Raw genomic sequence first — 23157 nt, 5'->3', positions numbered from 1 at the left:
GTTCGTACGCGATCCCGGGCCGCTGCGGCGGTCACGCGTCGCGTGCCGGGGCTGGCAGCCGCAGCCCGGCGGGTACCCGGACCCCCACCGGCCACAGTGTCGACGCCGGCGGCCGGTGCTCCGCGTCGATCCTCGACAGGTCGACCAAGCCCCCGTTGAAGGTGGCGCCGGCGAAGGAGATGCTGCCTCCGGCGAAGCGGGCACCGTCGAACGAGACGGTTCCGCCGGCGAACGTGGCACCGGCGAACGACAGCGCGCCGGTGATGGTCGCGTCGGCGAAGGTGACGCGACCATCACCGGTGAAGGTCGCCCCGCTGAAGTCCCCGCCGTCCAGGACCATTCCCGAGAAGTCGAAGTCGTGGCCGCGCCAGGTGCGCGGGTCGTCGTCGGGCAGGTGGAGGTTGTCGCGGACGAGCCGGACGACGGTGTGCCTGAGCTGGCGTTCCTGCCTCGGATCCGCGGCGTCCTCCACCGGGTGCGCGGTGCCGGGGCCCTGCTCGTCCCGGTCCTGCCGGTCAGCGCCCACGCCGGGAGCCTCCGGTCGCGAACCCCAGGGCTGGCGAAGGTAGGCGCAGAGCACGTCGATGCTGCCCTGGCGGCTCTCGGGCGCGTCGTTGGCGAGGGCCGCGAAGGCGTAGACGCCGGCGGTGCGGACGGCGACGTCCCGCGCCCCGAGCAGTTCGGCCGCCTTGCAGAAGCGGTCGAGCAGGGTCCTCGTCTCCTCGCGGTACGCCTCCACCTCGCTGAGGCGCTGCCGCCGGTAGGCCGCCGTCAGCGCCACCACGGCGCCGACGCCTCCGACCAGGGTCAGCACGATCTTCACCGCGTCGAGCGCGTCCCGGGCACTCCACGTCGTGGCCGCCGGTGCGCCCGGCGTCGACCCCGCGTCGGGTCCGGCACCGACCACCGGCTGCCCGAGGACGTGCCACAGCAGCACCCCGACCAGCGATGCGACGGCCGCCGCCAGTACGAGCAGCAGCACGACGTGCACGAGGAACGGCATGGCGGGGGTGCGGGGCCGCCTTCCGACGGCCGTCCTGATCCTCCGGCGTCGACCGCCGCCCCACACCGCCGCCGCCAGCACCACCATGGCCGCCACCAGCCAGAACCGGCCGACCCAGCGAGCGGCCGAGAGCGCCACGTCGGCCCACCAGGCCGGCGCGACGAGCACCACCGCGACGACGAGCAGGCCCGCCGCCAGCACCTGCCGCACGGGGGGCGTACGGGAAAATCCCCGCACCGCCCGGCTCACCTGCAACCCTGCACGCACCACGCCATCGTGACCGGGCGGCGCCACCCGTCCACCCGGGGCGGCCGGCCGTGCGGGTTGGAGGGACGCCGCCGGCACGGCGGCGTCGTCCCCGCCGACCACCACCGGGAGGGCCGGACGGACCGGTTCGCGGCGGCGTCGGGGGCGGAGGTGCCTCAGCCGGCCCGCTCGGCGCGGCGCAGCAGCGCGGCGGCGACGCAGCCGCCCGCGAAGACGGCCACGGCGCCGACCGTCTGGCCGGTCTCCAGGGCCGAGCGGAACGCGTCGGAGACGAGCGCGCGCTCCGGCTCGGTCCGCGCGGCGGCCAGCGCGGCGGGGAACGATCCGGCGCCCGCCACGGCGGCGGGCAGCAGCGCGGCGAAGCGGGCGTTGAGGATCGCGCCCAGCACGGCGACGCCGAGGCTGCTGCCGACCTCCGTCATGGTGCCGTCCACGCCCGCCCCGGCCCCGGCCTTCTCCGGCGGGATCGCGCTCATCACGGCCTCGACGATGGCCGGGTTGGCCACGGCGCAGCCGGCGCCCATCACCAGCAAACCCGACAGCAGCACTCCGTAGCCGTCAGACGGGGCGTGGGTGATCAGGGCGAGACCGGCGGCGAGCAGCGTCATGCCGAGGGCGATCGAGTACGCCAGCCCGATCCGGCGGATCACCAGTGCGGCGACCCCGCCCACGTTGAGCAGGACGATGGAGAGCGCGAACGGCATCATCCGCAGCCCCGCCTCCCAGGCCGGGTAGCCGCGTACGAACTGCAGGTGCTGGGTGAGCAGGAACAGCGCGCCGGTGGCGCCGAAGGTGATCAGGACGACGCCGGAGACCGCGCCCACGAAGCGGGGGTTGCGGAAGAAGTGCATGTCCAGCATGGGGTCGGCGACCCGGCGTTCCCAGGCCACGAAGGCGGCGAGCAGGAGCACCCCGGCGACCGCCGCGCCGAGCACCGGGGTGGCCCCCCAGCCGTGTTCCGGCCCGGCGATGATCGCGTAGACGACCCCGGTCAGGCCGGCCGTGGAGAGCAGCACGCCGCCCAGGTCGAGCCGGCCGCCGGCCGGCCGGCGCGACTCGGGCACCAGCGCCCGGGCCGCGACCAGGCAGACCAGCACGATCGGGACGTTGACCAGGAAGATCGCCCCCCACGGCAGGTGGGCGAGGACGAGCCCGCCGAACGGCGGCCCGGCCGCGAAACCCAGCGCGCTCGCCGCCGCCCAGAGGCCGATCGCCCGGGACCGCTCGGCGTCGTCGAAGACCTGCATCGCCACCGCGAGGGTGGCGGTGACCAGCAGCGCGCCGCCGATCCCCATGCCGGCGCGGGCCGCGATCAGCTGCCCGCTGGTCTGGGCGAGCCCGGCCGCCAGCGACCCGAGCCCGAACAGCACGAGGCCGGCGAGCAGCATCCGGCGGCGGCCGTACCGGTCGGCGGCGCTGCCCGCGGTGAGCAGCAGTCCGCACTGGACCAGCGCGTACGCGTTGATCATCCACTGCACGTCGGCGGTGCTGGCGGACAGCTCGGTCGTGAGCACGGGGATCGCCACGGTGAGCACCGTGTTGTCGAGCACCACGGTGACCTGGGCGAGGCAGAGCACGGCGAGGATCAGCCACCGGCCCCGCACCCGGCCGTCGGCGTCGCCGGCCGGCGCCCCGGCGGGGGGCGCGAGCGTCGTGGTCGTCATCGGGCCGCCGGGGCGAAGCGGGCGACGGGGTTGGTCAGGGTCCCGACGAGTTGCAGCGCGGCCGACGGGTCGGCGAGGTCGACCATCTGCTGGTTGTTGCGCAGCTGGAGCCGGTTCAGGCAGGACAGCGCGAACTCCGGGGCGAACAGGTCGTAGCGCCGTAGCCGCTCGGCCAGGTGCGGCACGCTGTCGGCGTAGTCGGCGGCGCACCCGGCGACCGTCCGCCAGAAGGTGTCCTCGTCCAGGACGCCCTCGGTGACGAGGATGGCGCTGAGGTAGCGCAGGAAGCCGTCGAAGACGTCGGTGAAGATGGACAGCAGCTTCATGTCCTCCGGCACGTCGGCCCTGATCCGTTCGACCAGCGGGGGCAGGTCGGCGTCCGGGTCCATCACCACGATCTCCTCGGCGATGTCCTTGAAGATCGCCCGCTCGACCGTCCCGCCGTCCAGGACGAGGATGACGTTCTCGCCGTGCGGCATGAACGCCAGGTCGTGGGCGTAGAAGCTGTGCAGCAGCGGGGTGAGGTAGGCGTCGAGGTAGCGGCGCAGCCACGCCTGCGGCGCCAGCCCCGAGCGGGCGATGAGCGCGGCGGCGAACGAGCGGCCCTCGCGGTCGGTGTGCAGCAGCGACGCCATGGTGGCCAGTCGGCGGCCCGGCTCCAGCGCGGGCACCGGGCTCTCCCGCCACAGGGCCGCCAGCATCTTCCGGTACGGGGAGTACCGGTCGGTGGCCGCCTCGTACTCCAGGTGCCGGTACCCGACCGCGGCCCGCTCGCGGATGATCGTCAGCCCGGTGCGCTTGAGGATCTCGTCGCCGTCGATCAGGTCGGCGAGCCAGTCGTTGATGGCCGGGGTGGCCGCCATGTACGCGGCGGAGAGCCCCCGCATGAAGCCCATGTTCAGCACGGACAGCGCCGTCTTGACGTAGTGCCGGGACGGGTCGGTGACGTTGAAGAAGGTGCGGATGGACTGCTGGGCGAGGTACTCGTCGGGGCCGGGGCCGAGGCACACCAGCCGGCGCTGCGCCACCTCGGCGGCGAACGTGACGGAGATCCTGTTCCACCACTGCCACGGGTGCACCGGGATGAGCAGGTAGTCGGCCGGGTCGAGGCCGAGCCCCGTCAGGGTGTCGGCGAACCCGGCGCGGGTCTCCTCGTCGAGTTCGGCGCGGATCAGGGTGTCGTAGTCGAGGTCGGCGGCGCAGCTGAAGCTCGTCCGGTCGCGGTGCCCGGCCACCCAGAGCAGCCGCAGCGGGCGTCCGGCCTCCGGGGCGTACCCGTGGTATTCGTCGATGCCGAAGCCGATGCGGCCGTTGTTCGCGACGAAGCCCGGGTGGCCCTCGGTCATCTGGGTCTCGATGGCCTGGAAGTCCGCGTCGGCGAGCTCGGCGGCGCTGACCGCCGGCTTGTCGAGCTTGTACGCGGTGCTGGCCAGCGTGGAGCTGATCTCCTCCAGGTAGACGGGGAGGATCGCATCGCTCAACCCGAGCGCCCCGCGCAGGTCGAGGCAGAACTCCAGGGCGTCCAGCGGCAGCTCGGTGTCGCCACGGTGGCGGGTGATGCTGTCCGCGTCGATGCGCCAGTGGTCCAGGGCCAGCAGGCTCGCGGTGAACCGGTAGACGACCTCGCCGTCGTCGCCGCGCACCTGGTAGCGCCGCTCCCCGGCGGCCGGGCCGGCGGAAGCGGACTCGGCGGCCGGTTCGGCGGGCACGGGCTCGGGCGCGAGGAGCCGCTCGTGGGCGAACTCGGCCAGCGCCTTGCGGACCAACAGCCGGTTGGCGTGCGCCCAGTTCGCGGGCGTCAGGTGGGCCACGGATGCGAGCGGGTTCACGCGGGCACGTCTCCTCGGGTTGCGGCATGGAACTGGTCACGGGTGCAGACGCTGAGCAGCGCGTCCTTCTCGGGCTTGCGGATCGGGCCGACCACGGTGAAGCCGACGGCCGCGTTGAGCGCGTGCACCGCCGTGTTGCGCACGTCGGGCTCCACGACGACCCGCCGGGTCGCCGGGTCGGCGAAGAGCCACGCCATCACGGTGGTGATCACCGCCAGGGTGAAGCCGTGCACGGGGGCGTCGGCGGGCGCGCAGAGGAAGTGCATGCCGACGTCGCCGTCCGCCGCGTCGTACAGGCCGACGAGTTCGACGTGGGCGGGGTCGTACCGCTCGGCGAGGAAGGCCGGCCGGCCCTCGTGCAGGCCGAGGAACGCGTCGTGGTGCGGGTGCGCGGCGATCCGCCGGTACTCCTCGGCGACCCGGGCCACATCGGCGTCCTGCATGAGCCAGAACGCCGCCTTCGGGTGGGTGACCCAGCGGTGCAGCAGCGGCGCGTCGGCGTCCGGGTCGAGCGTACGCAGGGCGAACTCGCCGAGCCGGTCGTCGACGCGGTGGTGGACCACCTCGGTCACGACGCGGCCCCGGCCGGCACGCCGAACTCCTGGAAGGCGATGCCCTTCTCGATCGGGTAGTGCTCGCGGCCCAGCAGCTCCCGGATGATCCACGAGTTGCGGTACGGGCCCATGCCCAGGTCGGGCGAGGTGACGCTGTGCGTGTGGGTGCCGGCGTTCTGCAGGAAGATGCCCCGTCCGGTGTGGTCGATGCTGTAGTTGCGGGCCACGTCGAAGCGCCCGTGCGCGTCCCAGCGGATCCGGTCGCGCACCGGCTCCAGGAACTCCGGCACCCGGTAGTGATAGCCGGTGGCCAGCACCAGCCCCTCGGTGTCCAGCGTGAAGTCGCGCTCCTGCTCGACGTGGCGCAGGCCCAGGGTGTACGTCCCGTTCGACTCGTCGTGGGCGGCGCTGGTCAGCGCGGTGTTGGTCAGCAGCCGGGTGCGGACCGGGCCGGGGATGCTCTTGGCGTAGAGCAGGTCGTAGATCTCATTGATGAGGTCGGAGTTGATGCCCTTGAACAGCCCCTTCTGCTCGGACTCCAGCCGGTAGCGGGTGGGCTCCGGCAGGGCGTGGAAGTAGTCCACGTAGTCCGGCGAGGTCATCTCGAGGGTGAGCTTGGTGTATTCGAGGGGGAAGAACCGGGGCGACCGGGTCACCCAGTTGAGCTGGTAGCCGTACGCGTCGATGTCGCCGAGCAGGTCGTGGTAGATCTCCGCCGCGCTCTGCCCGCTGCCGACGACGGTGATGCTCCGCTTCGCGCGCAGCGCCGCCCGGTGCTCCAGGTACCGCGAGTTGTGGATCACGTCACCGCCGAGCCCCGCGCAGGCCTCCGGCACGTACGGCGGGGTGCCGGTGCCGAGCACCAGGTGCCGGGCCCGGTACGTGACCGACTCCCCGGTGGCCGTCACCGTGACCCGCACGGTGTAGTGCTCGTCGGCCGGGTCGAACCCGACGGCGGTGACCTGCTGGCCGAACCGGACGCTGCGCAGCTTGCCGGCGGCCCAGCGGCAGTAGTCGTCGTACTCGCTGCGCAGCGGGAAGAAGCTCTCCCGGATGTAGAACGGGTACAGCCGCCCGGACTCCTTGAGGTAGCTCAGGAAGGAGTACGGCGAGGTCGGGTCGGCGAGCGTGACCAGGTCGGCGATGAACGGGGTCTGGAGCCGGGTCGACTCCAGCAGCATCCCGGGATGCCAGCTGAAGGCGTCCCGCGCCTCGAGGAAGAGCCCGTCGAGCTCGTCGATCGGCTCGGTCAGGCAGGCCAGGCCCAGGTTGTACGGGCCCAGCCCGACGGCGATGAAGTCGTGCGTCGACATGCGGTTCTCCAGAGCGGGGGGCGGATCGTCAGCCGACGGAGCAGGACAGCTCGGCGGTGGCCCTGGTCTGGGCGTACCAGCCGGCGTGTTCGGCGATGAGGTCGAGGACGTGGGCGATGTCGTCCATCGTGGTCTCGGGGTTGAGCAGGGTGAACTTGAGGTAGTGCGCGCCGTCGACCTTGGTCCCGGCGACGAGGCCGGCGCCGGAGGCGGCCAGCGCCTCGCGGGCGTACAGGTTGGCGTCGTCGACGACCTCCCGGCCGGCGGCGGCCGGCAGGTAGCGGAAGACCACGGTGCTCAGCTGCGACCGGGTCACCACCTCGAAGCGGGGGTCCTCGGTGAGCAGCTGCCACGCGGCGGCGGCGCGGTCGACCACCTCGTCGAAGAGTTCGCCGACCGCGTCCGGCCCCATGATCCGCAGGGTCAGCCAGAGCTTGAGGGCGTCGAAGCGGCGGGTGGTCTGGATGCTCTTGTCGACCTGGTTGGGGATGCGCTGCTCGACCATCCGCGCCGGGTTGAGGTAGTCGGCGTGCCAGGTGGCGTGCCGCAGCACGCGCCGGTCGCGCACCAGCAGCGCGCTGGAGCTGACCGGCTGGAAGAACGACTTGTGGTAGTCGACGGTGACCGAGTCGGCCCGCTCGATGCCGTCGAGCAGGTGCCGCCGGGTCGGCGACACCAGCAGCCCGCAGCCGTACGCGGCGTCGACGTGCAGCCAGACGCCGGCGGCAGCGCAGATGTCGGCGATCTGCGGCAGCGGGTCGATGGTGCCGAAGTCGGTGGTGCCGGCGGTGGCGACCACGGCCATCACCACCAGCCCCTCCTCCCGGCACCGGGCGATCTCCCGGGCCAGGTCGGCGGTGCGCATCCGCCGGTCGGCGTCGGTGGGCACGGTGACCACCGCGTCGGCGCCGAGGCCGAGCAGCTTGGCCGCCTTCTGCACGCTGAAGTGGCCGGCCGCCGAGGTGATGATGCGCAGCCGCGACAGCAGCTCCGGGCGGGACTGCCGCTCGGTCGCCCGGCCGACGAGGTTCGCGCACGTCTCCTCGCGGGCCAGCAGCATCGCCTGGAGGTTGGACTGGGTGCCGCCGCTGGTGAAGATGCCGTCGGCGGCCGGCCCCAGGCCGATCCGGTCGGCGGTCCAGTCGACGAGGCGGCGCTCGATCAGGGTGCCGCCGGCGCTCTGGTCCCAGGTGTCCAGCGAGGAGTTGACGGCGCTGAGCACCGCCTCCGCGAGCAGCGCCGGGATCACCACCGGGCAGTTGAGGTGCGCCAGGTAGCGGGGGTGGTGGAAGTAGACGGCGTCGCGCAGGTAGACGTCGTGCAGCTCGTCGAGCGCGGCGCCGCTGTCGCCCAGCGGCCGGTCCAGGTCGATGCCGGCGATCCGCGGCACCAGCTCGTCCGGTGTCACGCCGGTGAACGGCCGGTCCACCTCGGCCATCCGGGTCGCGACCCGGCCGATCCCCTCGGCCAGCACGCGCCGGTAGTCCTCGACCGTGCCGGCGGTGAAGAGGTGGGCGCGGGCGCCGTCGGAGGCGGGGGTCACCCCGGTCGAAGGCACCTGGACGGTGGATCCGGGCAGGCTCATGCGGGTCCTCAGCGGTCGGAAATGGACGGTGGGGCGAGATGGCGGGACGTCACCATCCGCCCGCACTAGGTGATCGAGCGAGCTTAGGTTACCCTAACCTAAGGATGTGTCAACATCGTTGCCCACATTGAGCGATATCACTCAGCCCGACACCTTCGTCAGCTCCCGCTCGCCCGGCGCCACAACGGATCGGGGCGGGAATCGCCGCTGGTGTCCGAGGCCCAGCGCGACGCCGAGCGCCACCAGCACGACGGAGGCCACCGCGACCGCGGGATAGCCGAACACCTCGGCCGCGGCCAGCGCGATGGAGGCCGCCACGAACGAGCAGACCAACCCGAACGACGACAGCACCGTGAAGTCCGTGCCGCCCGTGCCGGGCCGGGAGTAGTCCATGTTGACCGTGTAGAGCACGACGTTGGCGACCGTGTAGGCGGCCATGAAGCAGCAGAGCGCGACGACCGTCCCGGCGAGCGGGGCCCGGCCGTTCATCAACGGCAGCAGCATCGCCGTGGACAGCGCGAGCGCCACTCCCCCGGCGACGAGCACGCGGGCGCGCCCGAACCGCCCGATCGCGGCCCCGGCGGCCAGACCGGCCACGATGGCCGGCAGGCTGGTCACCACGCCGGTCACCACGCCGATGCGTGCCAGCGACCAGTCCGCGTCCACCAGGGCCGGCGTCACCAGGGCGTACGTCGCGCCCGCGCCGATGTAGACCAGCGGCACCACGCCGAAGGTCCAGCGGCGGCAGCCGGGCTGCCCGAGCACGGACAGCAGCGCCCGGTAGGCCTGGCCGGCGCTGGCGACGCGGTCGGCGCGGTCCGGCTCGCGGAACCGCCACACCACCAGCAGGCCGACGGCGGTCAGCACGGCGAGCAGCAGGATCGCGGGCGCCCAGCCGAACCGGTCGTAGACGATCACGCAGGCGCCGCCGCCGAGCAGGTTGCCGACGTAGCTCGCAGCGACCTGGATGCCGTTGCCGGTCCCCCGCGACCGCTCGGAGAGCAGCCGGACCGCGACGGCGTCGACGGCGATGTCCTGCGTCGCCGAGAGGAACACGTACGCGACGCAGATCGCGACGACCGGGCCGAGCTGCCCGGCCGGGCGGTCGAACGGCAGCAGGGCCAGCAGGGCGAGCACCAGGCCGCCCTGGAGCACCAGCAGCCAGGACCGGTAGTGGCCGCGGTGGCGGGAGCCGTACCGGTCGAGGATGGGCGCCCAGAGGAACTTGATCGGCCAGACCAGACCGACGAACTGCAACAGCGCCAGCGTGTCGAGGGAGGTGCCGCCGTCGCGCAGGATGGCGGTCAGCCCGACGGTGATGAAGCCGATGCCGAGGTACTGCGTGACGTAGAGCGCGGTCAGCGTGCCGAGCCGACCCCTCACCTGGCGCTCCAGTAGGCCAGCGAGGTGAGCTGGTGCTTGCCGACGCCCAGCGTCCGCCGTACGTGCTTGGTAATGCCGCGCGTGCTGGCCGCCTCGCAGGCCACCCAGTAGTGGGCGTCCTCGGCGGCGGGCAGGGCCGCGCAGACGGTCTCGACCAGGTGCTGACCCTCGTCGCGGCGCGGCACCCAGGTGACCTGGTGCTTGGCGTGGGCGCGCGGCGCCAGTTCCTTCTCGCCCTCGTGGGCGTACTCCAGCCAGACCGTCGCCGGGGTGTCGGGGGCCGCGGCGAGCAGGCTGTTCACCGCCGGCAGCGAGGCGGCGTCGCCCACCAGGTAGAGGTGCCGCGGGGCGGGGTCCGGCAGGCTGAACCCGGTGCCCTGCACGGTCGCGTCGATGGTGTCGCCGGCCTGGGCGGCGGCGGCCCAGCGGGCGGCGCATCCGTCGTGGATGGCGAACTCCAGGTCGAACCGCCCGGTCGCCGGGTCGGGGTCGACGAGGGTGTACGCGCGCTGGTGCGGCTTGCCGTCGTTGTCGAACCACAGCCGCACCCACATGGTGGGGTGTACGCCGCACGCCTCCAGCAGCCCGCCGCCGTCCATGCGCAGTCGGCGGTAGTGCTCGCCGACGGACTCGGTGCCGAGCACGGTCAGCCGGAATTCGCGGCCACCCATCGCCTTGAGCACCAGGGCTTCCCAGTTTCGCTTCACGCACCCCTCCAGGTAAGGTCTGCCTCAGTTAGGGGAGGGTAGCCTAAGTTGACATTCCTGTGGCAGGTGGGACGGCCGCTAATCCGCAAGGCGCCACGATGACCGGCGTCCATCGCGACCGGTGGGGTGTCCCGCACCTGCGCGCCGACAGCGTCGACGGCCTCGCCCGGTTGCAGGGGCGGATCGCCGCGGTCGACCGGGCCTGGCAGATCGAAGTGGAACGGTGGCGCTCCGAGGGCCGGCTCGCCGAGCACGTCGGCCCCGCCGAGTTGGGCTGGGACCTCTTCGCCCGGCGGGCCCGCCTCGACGACACCGCCCGGCGGTGCTTCGAGCGGCTCGCCCCCGCCACCCGGCGGTGGGTCGGCGCGTACGTCGACGGGGTCAACGAGGGGCTCACCGAGGGTGCCGCCGCGGCGCCCGAGTTCGCGGCGGTCGGCTGCGCCCCGGGCCGGTGGCGGCCGTGGTCGCCGCTGGGGGTCTTCCTCGTCCAGCACGTGCTCTTCTCCACCTTCCCCAACAAGCTGTGGCACGCCCACGTCGCCGCCACCCTCGGCCCGTCCGCGACCGACCTGTTCGCCGTCGAGGGCCCCGACGGATCGGGCAGCAACGCCTGGGCCGTGCCCGGCGACCCCGGCACCGGACGGGCGCCGGTCGTCGCCGGCGACCCGCACCGCATCCTCGAACTGCCCGGCATCTACCAGCAGGTGCGCCTCGCCTGCCCCGAGTTCGACGTGTTCGGCTTCGCGTTCCCCGGGGTCCCCGGCCTCCCCCACTTCGGACACGCCGGCGAGGTCGCCTGGGCCGTCACCAACGCCATGGCCGACTACCAGGACCTCTACCGCGAACAGTTACGCCACGACGGTGACCGGGTCCTCGTCCGCGAGGCGGACGGCTGGGCGCCGGCGCACCGGCACGTCGAGCGGATCGAGGTCCGCGGCGGCGAACCGGAGTCCGTCGAGGTGATCGAGACGCCGCGCGGACCGGTCGTCGACCACGACCGGCGCACCGGCGAGGCGATCAGCCTGCGTACCCCGAGCCGGGTCGAGCAGCGGCTCGGCTTCGACGCGCTACTGCCGCTGCTGCGGGCCCGCAGCGCCGACGACGTCGCCGACGCGCTGCGCGACTGGGTCGAGCCGGTCAACAGCGTCCTGGTCGCCGACCGGCGTGGAACGGTCCACCAGTTGGTCGCCGGGCTCGTCCCGCTGCGCGACGACCGGTGCCGCCGCGAGCCGGTGCCCGGCGACGATCCCCGGTATCGGTGGCACGGCGGCTACGCCGAGCCGCGCCGCACCGCCGTCGACGGGTTCGCGGTCTGCGCCAACGACCGCCGCCCCGACGTGGCGGACCTCGGCACCGGATTCGCCCCGCCGCACCGGGCCCGCCGCATCCGCGCCCTGCTCGCCGACGGCGCCCGGGCGGAGGCCGTACACATGGACACCCGGCTGGAGGCCGGGACGCTGCGCGGCGTGCTCGACCGGGTCGACCCGGTCGCGCTCAGCGAACCGGCGCGGCGCCTGCGGGACCGGCTGACCACGTGGGACGGGGACATGCGGGCCGACAGCGCCGACGCCGGCTCCTGGGCCGCCTGGCGCGCGGCCCTGGCCCGCCGGCTGTACGACCACCCGTGCCTGCGCCCGCTGCGCGACACCCCGAGCGCGTTCGACGGCCTGTTCGCGCCGTGGACCGACCCGCTGTCCCGCATCGGCCACGCCCTGGAGGGGGTGGCCAGCGGGCTGCACCGCCTCGGCGGCGAGATCGGCCCCGTGGCGGCCGGGGCGCTCGAGGACGTCGCGGCGGGCGACCCGCCGGGGCCGTGGGGCCGGCGGCACGTGCTGCACCCCGTCCACCTCGGCGTGGCGGCGGCCGTCGACGAGGCGGTACGCGGCATGCGCGAGCGGGTCGCGCTGGCCGGCGACGCCGACTGCGTGCTGGCTACGTCGAGCGTGCCCGGCGTGTCCGACGCGTGCTGGCGAGGCCCGGTGGCCCGCTACGTGTGGGACCTGACCGACCGCGCGCAGAGCCGCTGGATCGTCCCCTTCGGCGCGTCCGGACGCCCCAGCGACCCGCACTTCGACGACCAACTGCCACTGTGGGCCGGCGGCGAGCTGGTTCCGGTGGTCACCGACTGGCGAGAACTCACCCCAGAAGCAGGAGACGCGGCACCGTGACATATCAGGAGAACATCCCCGGCTTCGGCAAGCTGTCGCTCGTCGCGCTGGACCCGAAGGCCCACGCGGAGCTGGTGCACGGTTGGGTGACCGAGCCCCGGGCGGCGTTCTGGGGCATGGGTTCGCACTCGGTCGACGAGGTGCGGGAGATCTACGAGTTCGTCGACAGCCTCGACACCCACCACGCGTACCTGATCCTGCTCGACGACGCGCCGATCGGCCTGTTCCAGACCTACCGGCCGGAGGCGGACCCGGTCGGTGAGCGCTACACCGTGCGGCCCGGCGACGTCGGGATGCACCTGCTGCTCGCTCCCGGGAGGCGCCCGCCGAAGGGCCTCACCACGGCCATCGGCCCCGCCCTCGCCCGCTACCTGTTCGCCGATCCCACCCGGCTGCGGATCGTCGTCGAGCCCGACGTCCGCAACGAGCGCGCGCTCGACCGGCTGCGGCGGGAGGGGTTCACCTTCGCCGACGAGATCGACATGCCCGACAAGCGGGCCCAGCTGGCGTTCCTGACCCGGGAGCGGTTCGAGTCGGACCACGCCGTACCCGCCTGAGGGGGCGCGGTGCGACCGGTCGCCTGCGGTGGTCACGCGACCGCCGGCCCGGTGACGGGTGGTTCCGCGCTCCGCGCTGCGGGTGGTGGCCGCCGAGCCGGTCCGCGGCGGAAGGGTCGCGCGACGCTGTCGAGCTGAGTCGTCCGTGACATCAGGCGGTTTCCGGACGACCGAGGTGCCGGGCGGCGTGAATCGTCTACGACATCAGCTCGACAGGGTCACGCGGGTGGATCCTCCGCCGGCCGGCGCCCCGTTCATGACGGGCATGGCGAGGCCCCGCCGGGTGCGGCGGGGCCTCGCGCGGGAACGGGATCAGGCGGTGGGGAAGTTGTCCGGCGTACGGATGCGCTCGCGCATCAGGGCGCCCGACTCGGTGAGCACGCCCGGGCCGGTGTAGGTGCTCCCGGCACAGGTGCCCGGCCGCAGCGCGGCGCTGCCCTCGGCCTTGTCCGAGTAGGTCCAGTTCGCATAGCTGATCTTGAGCCGGTCCAGCAGGTCGAGCCAGGCGTTGCTGCTGGCGACGTCGACCCCACCGTCACCGGTGTAGTCCACCGTGCCGAACTCGGTGACGAACAGCGGCAGCCGGGCTGCGGCCCGCTCCACCTCGGCCCGGTAGTTGTCCCGGTGGGACGCGGCGTAGAAGTGGAACGTGTACATGACGTTGGTGGCGTTCACCGGGTTGTTGATGATCTCGTTGGCGTTGGAGCCGTCGGAGACGCCCAGCGAGGACCAGCCGCGGGTGCCGACCACGACCACCGCGTCCGGGTCGTTGGCGCGGATCACCGGGATGACCTGCTCGGCGTAGCTCTTGATGGTCGCCCAGCTGACGCCGTTGGGCTCGTTGGCGATCTCGTAGATGACGTTCTTCTTGGTGGCGTTGCGGGCGGAGACGGCGGCGAAGAAGGTCTTGGCCCGGTCGAGGTTGTGCATCGGGTCGCCCGGCGTCAGGGTGTGGAAGTCGATCAGCGCGTACATGCCCCGCTGCTCGGCCTCGTCGACCAGGGCGTTGACCCGGTTGGTGAAGCCGGCCGGGTCGGTCTCGTAGCCGTCCTCCTGGACGTACATGGCGATCCGCAGCAGGTCGGCCCGCCAGTCGTCGGCCAGCGCGTCGAGCGAGGCGTCGTTGTAGCAGCGGGCGAACCACTGGATGCCGTGGGTGCTCATGCCCCGCAGCTGGATCGGCCGGCCGTACTGGTTGCACAGGTTGACCCCGCACACCCGTAGCTGGCCGTTGATCGCGACCGGGGTCTGACCGCCCGGCGGCGGGGTCGTGGGCGGCGGGGTCGTCGGTGGCGGGGTCGTGGGCGGCGGCGTGGTGGGGACCGGCGGGGTGGTCGGCGTGGTCGCGCCGGTGCAGGCGGTGCCGTTGAGGGTGAACGCCGCCGGCGCGGGGTTTGCGGCGCTCCACGTGCCGTTGAACCCGATGCTTGTCGACGCGCCGGTCGCCAGCGCGCCGTTCCAGCTCACACTGCGCGCGGTGACGGCGGTGCCGGCCTGGCTCCAGGTCGCCGACCAGCCCTGGCCGATCTGCTGGCCGGGGTCGGGGAAGGCGAAGCCGAGCGTCCACCCGTCGACCGCGTCGCCCAGGTTCTTGATCGTGATGTTGGCGGTGAAGCCACCGGACCAGCTGCTGGTGGTGTAGGTGACGGCGCAGCCGGTGGCGGCCTGGGCGTCGGCGGCCGGGACGGCGGCCGACGCCGCGACGGTCAGCGCGCCGACCGCGCCGGCCATGACCAGGGTGCGCCGGGACAGGCGCGGTAGGAGCTTCATTCGGGTGCCTTCGCTTCCGATCGGTGGTGGGGGTGCCGGCAGCGCAGGGCGGCGGGACGCCACGTCCGCCCGGACGGGTACGGCAGTTCGTACGCCGGCGGCCCGCAGGCGGATCGTCCGGCCGGGAGGCTCGCGACAGATCCCTGCCCACGGGCCCGGGAGCGCTCCCACTGACGGCAGCTTAGGCGCGCCCCGGGCTCCCTCGCAACATGGACGCCCGTCGACCTCTCCGCACGCGCGCCGGCCCCGGGGCGTCCACGCCCCGGGGCCGGTGTGCCGACTGTCCGATCAGAAGGTGGGGGCCAGGTAGAGCAGCCGGTTCGGCGAGCCGGTGCCGGGGCTGGTGATCACGTTGGGCGTGGCCTGGCTGACGATGTACGAGTGGACCTGGGCGGGCGTCCAGCTCGGGTTGACGCTGAGCACCCGGGCGGCCGCCCCCGCGACGTGCGGCGAGGCCATCGACGTGCCGCTGATGGACGAGGTGGCGGTGTCGCTGGTGGACCAGGCCGACAGCACGCCCACGCCGGGCGCGAACAGGTCGGTGCAGGTGCCCCAGTTGGAGAACGACGCCCGGGCGTCGTTGCTCTGCGACGCGTTGACGGTCAGCGCCGTCGGCACGGAGGCCGGCGAGAAGTTGCAGGCGTTGGCGTTCGAGTTGCCGGAGGCCACCGCGTAGGTGATGCCGTCGGCGATCGAGTTCGCCACCGCGGTGTTCAGGGAGGCGTTGGTGGAGCCGCCCAGGCTCATGTTCGCCACCGCCGGCTGGCCCGCCTGGTGGTTCGAGGTCACCCAGTTGATGCCGGCGATGACCTGCGCCCAGGTGCCGCTGCCCTGGCAGTTCAGCACGCGGACGGCCACCAGCCGGACGTCCTTCGCCACGCCGTAGGTGTTGCCGCCGACGGTGCCCGCGACGTGGGTGCCATGGCCGTTGCAGTCGGCGGCCGGCAGCGCGTTGTCGATCGCGTCGTAGCCGTCGACGGCCTGACCGGCGAAGTCCACGTGGGTGGTCCGGATGCCGGTGTCGATGATGTACGCCGTCACGCCGGAGCCGGTGCTGTTGTAGGTGTAGGTGCGGCTCAGCGGGAGGTTCCGCTGGTCGATGCGGTCCAGGCCCCACGGCGGGTTGTTCTGGGTGGCCGTCATCGACACGGTGTGGTTCTGCTCGACGTAGTCGACGGCGGGGTGCGCCGCGAGGCGCTTGGCGGCCCGCTCGGACAGCTTCACCTCGAAGCCGTTGAGCGCGTCACCGTAGACGTGGCCGACGCTGCCGCCGAAGCGGGCGGCGAGGGAGCCCGCCGTGCTCTTCACCTCGCCCTGCCGGGTGCCGGCGCGACCGCCGACGCTGGTGTCCTTGAGTACCACGATGTAGCTGTCGGCCACGGCGGTCGCGCCACCGGCGCTGAGGATCTCGCCGGTGGCCGAGGCCGCCGCCGGCGCGCCGATCATGGTGGTGACCATGGCGGCGCTGGCGAACACGCTGGCCGCAGCGGCGAGGGTTCGCCGATGAGTGCGAGGGAGTGTCATCTCCCGGTCCTCCTACTGTGGTGGCCCCCGGGTGGCTCGTGGCGCACCCGACAGGCGGTCTGGACGATGAGCAAACCTTAGCCGTCACATTCATGATCGTGAATTTTGTTGATGTTCACGATATGAGGACGATGTTGAGAGAAAGTGGTCGTGAATGCCTTGCGTGAAACGGGATTCCATTGAGATACGTCGACTTTGCTGGTTGACTGTCGGGGGAGTACCGGGCCGTCACACACCGCACCTCGACCTGTGACAGGAGTTCCTCCACCATGCTCCGAAGGCCCCTGCTCCACGCCCTGCTCGCCGCGCTGGCGGCGATCCCCCTCGCCCTCGCCGCCGGGCTCGCCTCCCCCGCTCCCGCCCGGCCGGCGGCCGCCGCGCCGGTGCGGGTGATGCCGCTGGGCGACTCGATCACCGGCTCCCCCGGCTGCTGGCGCTCCGTGCTCTGGAACCGTCTCCAGTCCACCGGCCACACCGACGTCGACTTCGTCGGGACGCTCGGCCCGCAGGGCTGCGGCCAGCCCCACGACGGCGACAACGAGGGACACGGCGGCTACCTGGTGACCACCGTGGCCAACCAGAATTTGCTGCCGGGCTGGCTCGCCGCCACCCGGCCCGACATCGTCCTGATGCACTTCGGCACCAACGACGTGTGGAGCAACATCCCGCCCGCCACGATCCTCGCCGCGTACGGCAGGCTGGTGGACCAGATGCGGGCCAGCAACCCGGCGATGAGGGTCCTCGTCGCGAAGATCATTCCCATGGCGCCGCCCACGTGCCCGGAGTGCAGCCAGCGGGTGACGGCCCTCAACGACGCGATCGACGGCTGGGCGGCGGCGACCACCACCCCCGCCTCGCCGGTGGTGGTGGTCGACCAGTGGACCGGGTTCAGCACGGCCACCGACACCTACGACGGCGTACACCCGAACGCGGCCGGCGACCAGAAGATGGCCGACCGCTGGTACCCGGCCCTGGCCGCGGCGCTGGGCGGCGTCACCCCGACGCCCACCGGCAGCCCGACGCCGACGCCCACCGCGAGTCCCACCGTCAGCCCCACGCCGACGCCCACCGGCCCGACCGCCGGCTGTGCGGCGAGCTACCGCGTGGTCAGCCAGTGGCAGGGCGGCTTCCAGGGCGAGGTGACGGTACGCAACTCCGGCGCCGCGCCGATCTCCGGATGGACGGTCCGCTTCGCGTTCGCCGACGGCCAGCGGGTCAGCCAGTCCTGGAACACCCGGTTGACGCAGGACGGAGCCGAGGTCACCGCCCGGCACGTGGACTGGAACGGCGCACTCGCCCCCACCGCGCAGGCCACCTTCGGCCTCCTCGGCAGCACCACCGGGGGCGCCGCGGCGGGGACGGTGACCTGCACGGCCACCTGACACCGGCCACGCCCACCGGCGCGGTCGGCCCGGGCGCCCCAAGCAGGCGCCCGGGCCGACTGGTGCCGGGACGACCCCGACGGGCCGACATCTGCGGCCTTCCTAGCCGAATGTCGGCTACATCTCGGCTTACAAGGCAGTGATATTAGTCACACTGCTGGACCCGGCGACCCCCGTCGGCCCGCGCCCGGGGCCACACAACGGAATTCCCTTCCGGCGGCCCGGATCCGCGCCGTCCACGGCCCCCGGAGGTTCGGGCATCTCGCCACGTACTGACCCGTAACTCGTACGCAGAGTCACGCGTGACGCCGTCGTTGCCGTACTGTGCCTTCCCCCGGGTTCAGCCGCCCATCGTCGCGGTTTGCGGCGCTCACTACCCTGATCCCTGATCCCGTGCCTGGGCACACGTCGACAGCGATAAGGGCTTCACATGAGCGACAGTTACCCTCCGTACGGAGGGCAGCAGCCTGACCCGAACGTCACCCCCTGGAGCGGGCCGCCGGCTCCGCAGCAGGGCGGGTACCCGGGATACGGGCAGCCAGCGCAGGCGCCGCAGTTCGGCGCTCCCTTCCCGCCGCCGAAGAAGTCGAACAAGGGCCTGATCATCGGGCTGGTCGCCGGCGCGGTGGTCCTCGTGCTCGCCATCTGCGGCGCCGGCATCGGCCTCATCCTCGTCAACGGTGACGACGACGAGCCCACCATCGTCGCGACCGGCGGTCCCAGCCCCGACGCCGGTGCCAGCAGCACGCCGGGCACGGACGCCTCCCCCACCCCCGGGCAGCAGGAGACGCAGGAGCCGAGCAACAACGCGGTCACCGCCCGCTACTCCAGCGACCTGTCCAACGTCTGCGACGGCGGCCAGATCCTGAACGCGGCCGCGTACAACGGCCCGTCCGGCGCCAAGGCGTACACGTTCTCGAACAACCCTGACCGGCCGAACTTCTGGTCGTCGAAGTCGGTCGCCTCGAACAAGCCGTACTACGCCAAGAGCGCCGACTTCCAGACGGTGTCCGTGGTCGGCTGCCTCAAGTTCGTGGAAGGCAGCGAGGGCGCGCCGAAGAAGTGCCAGTACAAGGACAGCGCCGGCAAGCAGGTCACCATCGACTACATCTCGTCGCGCTACACCCTGACCTTCTACGCCGCGAAGACCGGCGAGAAGATCGGCGACGGCGGCACCATCAGCGCCCCGGCGGCGCGCTGCCCGAGCTTCATCTCGTACAACAAGACCACCATGAAGTCGCACGCGGCGCCGGACTCCGGCAGCATCGAGGCCGCCCTGGACAAGTTCCTGTCCTGAGCGGCACGGTCGACGGTGGGGAGGGACGGTGATCCGTCCCTCCCCACCGTCGTCTCCGTGCAGGGGGCGAGCCGTCGTCAGTCCGCGCCGGCGACGTCGATGACCAGCTCGCTGACGTGATGCTCCGGGCCGGTGCCCGGCGCCATCGGGTCAGGCAGGGCCTCGTCGAAGGAGATCCCGGCGGTAGCGGGCCGACGGACCGCGGCGACGAGCCCTTGGACCAGGAACCAGCTGTCGAAGTCCTCGTACTTCCACATCAGCCGACCGGACCTCGCGGTGACGACGACCAGCACCTGCGAGTTGCCAGTCGCCCCCGCGCTGTCCCGCGCCGCAGGCAGCAGCTGGTCGAGGGTGATCGGACGGTCGTCGTCGTGCTCCCGCACGGAGCGGCGCGACTCCAGCACCGCCGTCAGGGTCGGGTCGTCGCGGCGGATGCGATCCGGTTCGGGGCGTGGCAGCCCGATCGCGGGCGGACGGTGGTAAGCGCTGGTCGGGCGCGCGTTACGGGATGCCCAGGGCGCCACACCGGACGCCACCACCCTCACCCTGAGTGACACTCGCGATGACGTGACGCGAGAGGCCAGGATGAGCGTCGCCGGTCAGTGCTGGCCGAAGTACTCGACGTACTGCGGCTCCCGATAGCCCGGCAGCGACCTGAACAGGACCCGGGCGTCGGAGTCCAGCTTCGCTGCGGCGCCGGCGTCGCCCGCGGCCCCGGCGATCCGGCCCAGGGCCTGGCGCGCGACGGCCAGCAGGTAGCGGTCACCGATCCGGACGGCCGCCGAGCCCGCCTCGTCGGCGTCGTGGGCGGCAGCGGCGTGACGCCCGAGCCGGAGGTGGGCCGCCGCGCGCGACAGCAGCGCCTCGCAGCGCGACGGCAGGTCGCCGGAGCGGTCGGTGGCGACCAGCGCCTCGTCGAGGCACTCGCGGGCCTCGGACCATCGGTCGGTGCGGCACAGCAGTTGCCCCCGCATGGTGAGGGCCGCACCGATCAGGCCCACCGCGTCGATGTCGCGGGCGATCCGCAGCGCCTCCTCGACGTCCGCGAAGGCCTGCTCCCCGGCCCCGGCGGAGAGGCGCACCTGGGCGGAGTTGCTGAGGGTCGCGCCGATCATGAGCAGTCGGCCCGACTCACGGCGGAGCGCGAGCGCCTCGTCGTGGTAGACGAGGGCGCGCGACACGTCGCCCATCCGGTGACGCAGGTTGCCGAGGGCCTCCAGGCAGGTGGCGATCCGGTCGCGGTCGCCGAGCGACTGGAGGAGTTCGAGGCAGCGCTGCAGGTCCGCCTCGACCACCGACGGGTCGGCGGTGCCCTTGTTGAACGCCGCCCGGTAGAACAGCGCGGCACAGTGTTCGAGCGTGAGGCCCAGCCGCTCGGTGGTGGCGGCGGCGCCGTCGACGAGGGTGAGGGCCTCCTGGAGGTAGCCGTGCCGGCGCAACGAGGCGACGCTCCCCCAGGCCAGCTCGGCCGCAAGCTTCGCGGTGCCGGTGGAGGCGGTCGACGCCTGCCGGAAGGCGGCCAGGATGTTGAGGTGCTCCTCGGCCAGCCACCGGACGGCCTTCGCGGGGGTCTGCGGCGGCTCCTGCCAGGCGGGTCGGTCCTGGCCGCTGGCACCGGTCGGCGACCAGCCGGCGTTGGCCATCCGCTCCAACTCCCGGGCCCCCTGCACGTACGCCTCCAGCAGCCGCCGCAGCGCGGCCTCCCGGTCCCCCGGCGTCTCGTCCTCGGCCCGTTCGACGGCGTACAGGCGGACCAGGTCGTGGATGCCGTAGACGCCCGGCTCCCGGGGCTCCGCCAACCGCTCGTCGGCGAGGCGTTCGAGAACGGTCTCGGCCCGGGCGGGCGACTCGCCGAGCAGGGCGGCGACGGCGCGGGTGGTGACGGCGGGCAGCCGGCTGTCGCCGATCAGCCGGAAGGCGCGGGCGCACAGCTGCTCCCCCGGGCCCCCGTCGCGCAGCGCGGCGTAGGTGAGCGCGATGGACGGCCGGACGCTGAGGTCGTCGAACTCCAGCTCGTTGAGGCGGAGTCCGGGGTCGGCGAGCCGCTCGACCAGGCGGGCGATCGGCCAGCCCGGCCGGCTGACCAGGCGGGCGCCCACGATGCGGATGGCCAGCGGCAGCAGGCCGCAGAGATCCACAAGGCGGACGGCCGCGTCCGGCTCGGCCGCCACCCGGTCGGTGCCGCACTCGCCGGCGAGCAGCTCGACCGCCTCCGCGCGGGACAGCAGCCCCACAGCGAGATGCCGGCCGTTGGGCAGGGTCGCGAGCATCCGCCTGCTGGTGACCATGACACCGCACGAGGCGTCCGCTGGCAGCAGGCTCCTGACCTGGGCGGCGTCGCGGGCGTTGTCGAGGACGACGAGCACGCCCCGCCCCGTGAGCTCGGACCGGTACGCGACGGTGGCTTCGCCGACGTCGCCCGGCACGGCGTTGCCCGGCACCCCGAGCGCGCGGAGGAAGCGGCCGAGGACGTCGATGGGTCGCAGCGGTGGCAGGTCGACGTCCGATCCCTGCAGGTCCACGTAGAGGGCACCGCCGGGGTACCGGTCGGCGAGGTGGTGGGCGAGCCGGACGGCCAGCGCCGACTTGCCGGCCCCTCCCGGGCCGTGCAACGCGACCACCGGGCACGTCGCGGATTCGTCGAGCCAGCCGCGTACGGTGTCCATCTCGGCCTGTCGGCCGACGAGGATGTCGACGGCCGGCGGCAGCCCGCGCACCACGATCCGCGCGGGCGGTGACCGCTGCGGCTCGCCGGTCAGGTCGGGGCTGTGGTCGAGGATGTCGCGGTAGAGCGCCTCCAGCCACGGGCTGGGATCGATGCCGAGCTGATCGGCCAGCGCCCGTCGGGCCCGCAGGTACGCGTCGACCGCACCCGCGATGTCGCCGGTGCGGTAGAGCGCGGTCATCAGCTGACCCCAGCCACGCTGCCGCAGGGGATGGTCGTCGACATGCTCGCGCAGCCGCCCGACCAGCTCGGCGGACGCGCCCAGGTCGAGTTTGGCCTGGACGTGCTCCTCCTCGACCATCAGCCGTTGCTCGTGCAGGCGGGTCAGGCGTACGGCGACCGTGTGGGGCAGGGGCAGCCCGGCGAGCGGTGAGTCGCGCCAGAGCGTGAGCGCGTGGGCCAGGCTCGCCTCCGCCTGCCGCAGCTCACCTCGGGCACGGGCGTCGCGGCCGTGCTGGGCCGCCTCCTCGAACTCGTCGAGGTCCCGCTCGCCGGGGCGCACCTCGAGCAGGTAGCCGCCGGTGCCGGTGTGCAGCCGGCTCGCCCCGTCCGACCGGTCACGCAGGGCCTGGCGCAGCCCGTGGGCGTACGTCCTCAGGTTGGCCGCCGCGGACGCCGGCCGAGGCTCGTCCCACAGCATCTCGGCGAGGTGTCCGGTGTGCAGCACCTCGTTCGGATCCAGCAGCAGGGTGGCGCAGAGCAGCCGTTGCTTCACCGTACCGAGCGGCACCGGCCGACCGTCGATCCGCACCTCGAGCGGCCCCAGAAGTTGGAAACGCATGGCGGCCACCCGGGCTTTCTACCACAGGGACGAGGGGCACACCGGCCGCCGTGTCCCTTCTTCCCGGCAGGCGGCGAGGACACTGCCCGCATCACCTTGGGTGACGACTTCGTCACGATGCCGGCGCCGCCCGAAACGCCCCGGAAAGCCGCCCGACCCACTCCGCGACACCCATTGACGGATCGCGTAACAGGTGGAGGCGTGTGACCGGGTCGTGACCGGGACGGGCTTGACCGCGTCCCCCGGCTCGATCACGCTCGCATCGGACGGACAACTCCAGGGAGGTCACATGCGGACGGTAGTCGACGGTCGCCTCGGTGCACGGCTGCTCGTACCCGGCGCGCTCCTGCTCATCGCACTCGGCGCGCCGGCGGTCGGCGGGACCTCCGCCGACGGCGCCGCCAACCACACGGTCGCCGGATCGTCGAGCCCCGGCCTGACGGTCGTCAGGCCGGGCACCCCGCTTCCGCCGCTGCCCACGACGACGATCTGCGGAGACCAGAACGGCGTGCCGGAGCTGTGGGACAACCTCTTCCCCACCTGCAACCGGGACGACGACCCGGTGACCGCGGGCGCCGGCGTCAACTGAGCCCGGCCGCCGGTCGGTGCCGTCACGCTCGTGACACGCCCCGCCAGGCACCTGCTCGG

At 73.0% G+C, this 23157-nt stretch carries 17 protein-coding genes; 5 read left to right on the top strand and 12 right to left on the bottom strand.

Annotated elements, in window-relative coordinates:
- Positions 1 to 31: 31 nt before the first annotated feature.
- From DER29_RS14290 to DER29_RS14255, 8 genes are all read right to left on the bottom strand, one after another.
- The gene (locus DER29_RS14290; RefSeq protein ID WP_148710048.1) at positions 32 to 1270 is read right to left on the bottom strand and encodes a pentapeptide repeat-containing protein; all 1239 of its coding nucleotides are present in this window, start codon (positions 1268 to 1270) and stop codon (positions 32 to 34) included.
- Between the two features lie 155 nt (positions 1271 to 1425).
- Positions 1426 to 2934 (bottom strand): MFS transporter, encoded by a 1509-nt coding sequence (locus tag DER29_RS14285; protein ID WP_121397777.1) that lies wholly within the window; start codon positions 2932 to 2934, stop codon positions 1426 to 1428.
- Positions 2931 to 4763 (bottom strand): IucA/IucC family siderophore biosynthesis protein, encoded by a 1833-nt coding sequence (locus DER29_RS14280; RefSeq protein ID WP_121397776.1) that lies wholly within the window; start codon positions 4761 to 4763, stop codon positions 2931 to 2933. Before DER29_RS14280 ends, DER29_RS14285 begins: the two co-directional genes overlap by 4 nt.
- A complete protein-coding gene (locus DER29_RS14275; protein WP_121399213.1) occupies positions 4760 to 5326 on the bottom strand; it encodes a GNAT family N-acetyltransferase in 567 nt (188 codons plus the stop codon). The genes DER29_RS14280 and DER29_RS14275 overlap by 4 nt, the downstream gene beginning before the upstream one ends.
- A 5-nt stretch (positions 5327 to 5331) precedes the next feature.
- Positions 5332 to 6630, bottom strand: coding sequence for a lysine N(6)-hydroxylase/L-ornithine N(5)-oxygenase family protein (locus DER29_RS14270; RefSeq protein ID WP_121397775.1), 1299 nt, complete (start codon positions 6628 to 6630; stop codon positions 5332 to 5334).
- Between the two features lie 28 nt (positions 6631 to 6658).
- Positions 6659 to 8215 carry an aspartate aminotransferase family protein gene (locus DER29_RS14265; protein WP_121397774.1) on the bottom strand — a complete coding sequence of 519 codons (1557 nt, stop codon included), beginning with the start codon at positions 8213 to 8215 and terminating at the stop codon, positions 6659 to 6661.
- 141 nt (positions 8216 to 8356) lie between these two features.
- The gene (locus DER29_RS14260; RefSeq protein ID WP_121397773.1) at positions 8357 to 9598 is read right to left on the bottom strand and encodes an MFS transporter; all 1242 of its coding nucleotides are present in this window, start codon (positions 9596 to 9598) and stop codon (positions 8357 to 8359) included.
- Positions 9595 to 10305 (bottom strand): siderophore-interacting protein, encoded by a 711-nt coding sequence (locus DER29_RS14255; protein WP_121397772.1) that lies wholly within the window; start codon positions 10303 to 10305, stop codon positions 9595 to 9597. The genes DER29_RS14260 and DER29_RS14255 overlap by 4 nt, the downstream gene beginning before the upstream one ends.
- A 98-nt stretch (positions 10306 to 10403) precedes the next feature.
- On the opposite strand from DER29_RS14255, the gene DER29_RS14250 reads away from it, so the two are divergent.
- Together DER29_RS14250 and DER29_RS14245 are read left to right on the top strand one after the other, a co-directional pair.
- Positions 10404 to 12473, top strand: coding sequence for a penicillin acylase family protein (locus tag DER29_RS14250; RefSeq protein ID WP_121397771.1), 2070 nt, complete (start codon positions 10404 to 10406; stop codon positions 12471 to 12473).
- Positions 12470 to 13030 carry a GNAT family N-acetyltransferase gene (locus DER29_RS14245; protein ID WP_121397770.1) on the top strand — a complete coding sequence of 187 codons (561 nt, stop codon included), beginning with the start codon at positions 12470 to 12472 and terminating at the stop codon, positions 13028 to 13030. Before DER29_RS14250 ends, DER29_RS14245 begins: the two co-directional genes overlap by 4 nt.
- A 312-nt stretch (positions 13031 to 13342) precedes the next feature.
- Here the strand turns inward: DER29_RS14245 and DER29_RS14240 are convergent, their stop codons facing one another.
- Together DER29_RS14240 and DER29_RS14235 are read right to left on the bottom strand one after the other, a co-directional pair.
- Positions 13343 to 14800: a cellulase family glycosylhydrolase gene (locus DER29_RS14240; RefSeq protein WP_121397769.1), complete on the bottom strand. Its 1458-nt coding sequence runs from the start codon at positions 14798 to 14800 to the stop codon at positions 13343 to 13345.
- A gap of 288 nt (positions 14801 to 15088) precedes the next feature.
- The gene (locus tag DER29_RS14235; protein WP_121397768.1) at positions 15089 to 16324 is read right to left on the bottom strand and encodes a S8 family peptidase; all 1236 of its coding nucleotides are present in this window, start codon (positions 16322 to 16324) and stop codon (positions 15089 to 15091) included.
- A 269-nt stretch (positions 16325 to 16593) separates the two neighbouring features.
- On the opposite strand from DER29_RS14235, the gene DER29_RS14230 reads away from it, so the two are divergent.
- Together DER29_RS14230 and DER29_RS14225 are read left to right on the top strand one after the other, a co-directional pair.
- Positions 16594 to 17706 (top strand): cellulose binding domain-containing protein, encoded by a 1113-nt coding sequence (locus tag DER29_RS14230; protein ID WP_121397767.1) that lies wholly within the window; start codon positions 16594 to 16596, stop codon positions 17704 to 17706.
- Between the two features lie 430 nt (positions 17707 to 18136).
- Positions 18137 to 19003: a hypothetical protein gene (locus tag DER29_RS14225; protein WP_121397766.1), complete on the top strand. Its 867-nt coding sequence runs from the start codon at positions 18137 to 18139 to the stop codon at positions 19001 to 19003.
- 77 nt (positions 19004 to 19080) lie between these two features.
- On the opposite strand, the gene DER29_RS14220 is transcribed toward DER29_RS14225, so the two are convergent.
- Positions 19081 to 19407, bottom strand: a complete 327-nt coding sequence (locus DER29_RS14220; protein ID WP_121397765.1) for a hypothetical protein — start codon at positions 19405 to 19407, stop codon at positions 19081 to 19083.
- Between the two features lie 195 nt (positions 19408 to 19602).
- On the bottom strand, positions 19603 to 22509 hold the full coding sequence (locus DER29_RS14215) for a BTAD domain-containing putative transcriptional regulator (protein WP_148710047.1): 2907 nt from the start codon (positions 22507 to 22509) through the stop codon (positions 19603 to 19605).
- A gap of 289 nt (positions 22510 to 22798) precedes the next feature.
- Between DER29_RS14215 and DER29_RS14210 the strand changes: the two genes are divergently transcribed.
- Entirely contained in the window at positions 22799 to 23098 is a 300-nt protein-coding gene (locus DER29_RS14210; protein WP_121397763.1) for a hypothetical protein, read from the top strand.
- Positions 23099 to 23157: the final 59 nt, after the last annotated feature.

Origin of the sequence: Micromonospora sp. M71_S20 (genome assembly GCF_003664255.1) — a bacterium.
Lineage (GTDB): Bacteria > Actinomycetota > Actinomycetes > Mycobacteriales > Micromonosporaceae > Micromonospora.
The sequence above is the reverse complement of the archived record's forward strand: the minus strand, read 5'-3'. Positions and strand labels throughout refer to the sequence as shown.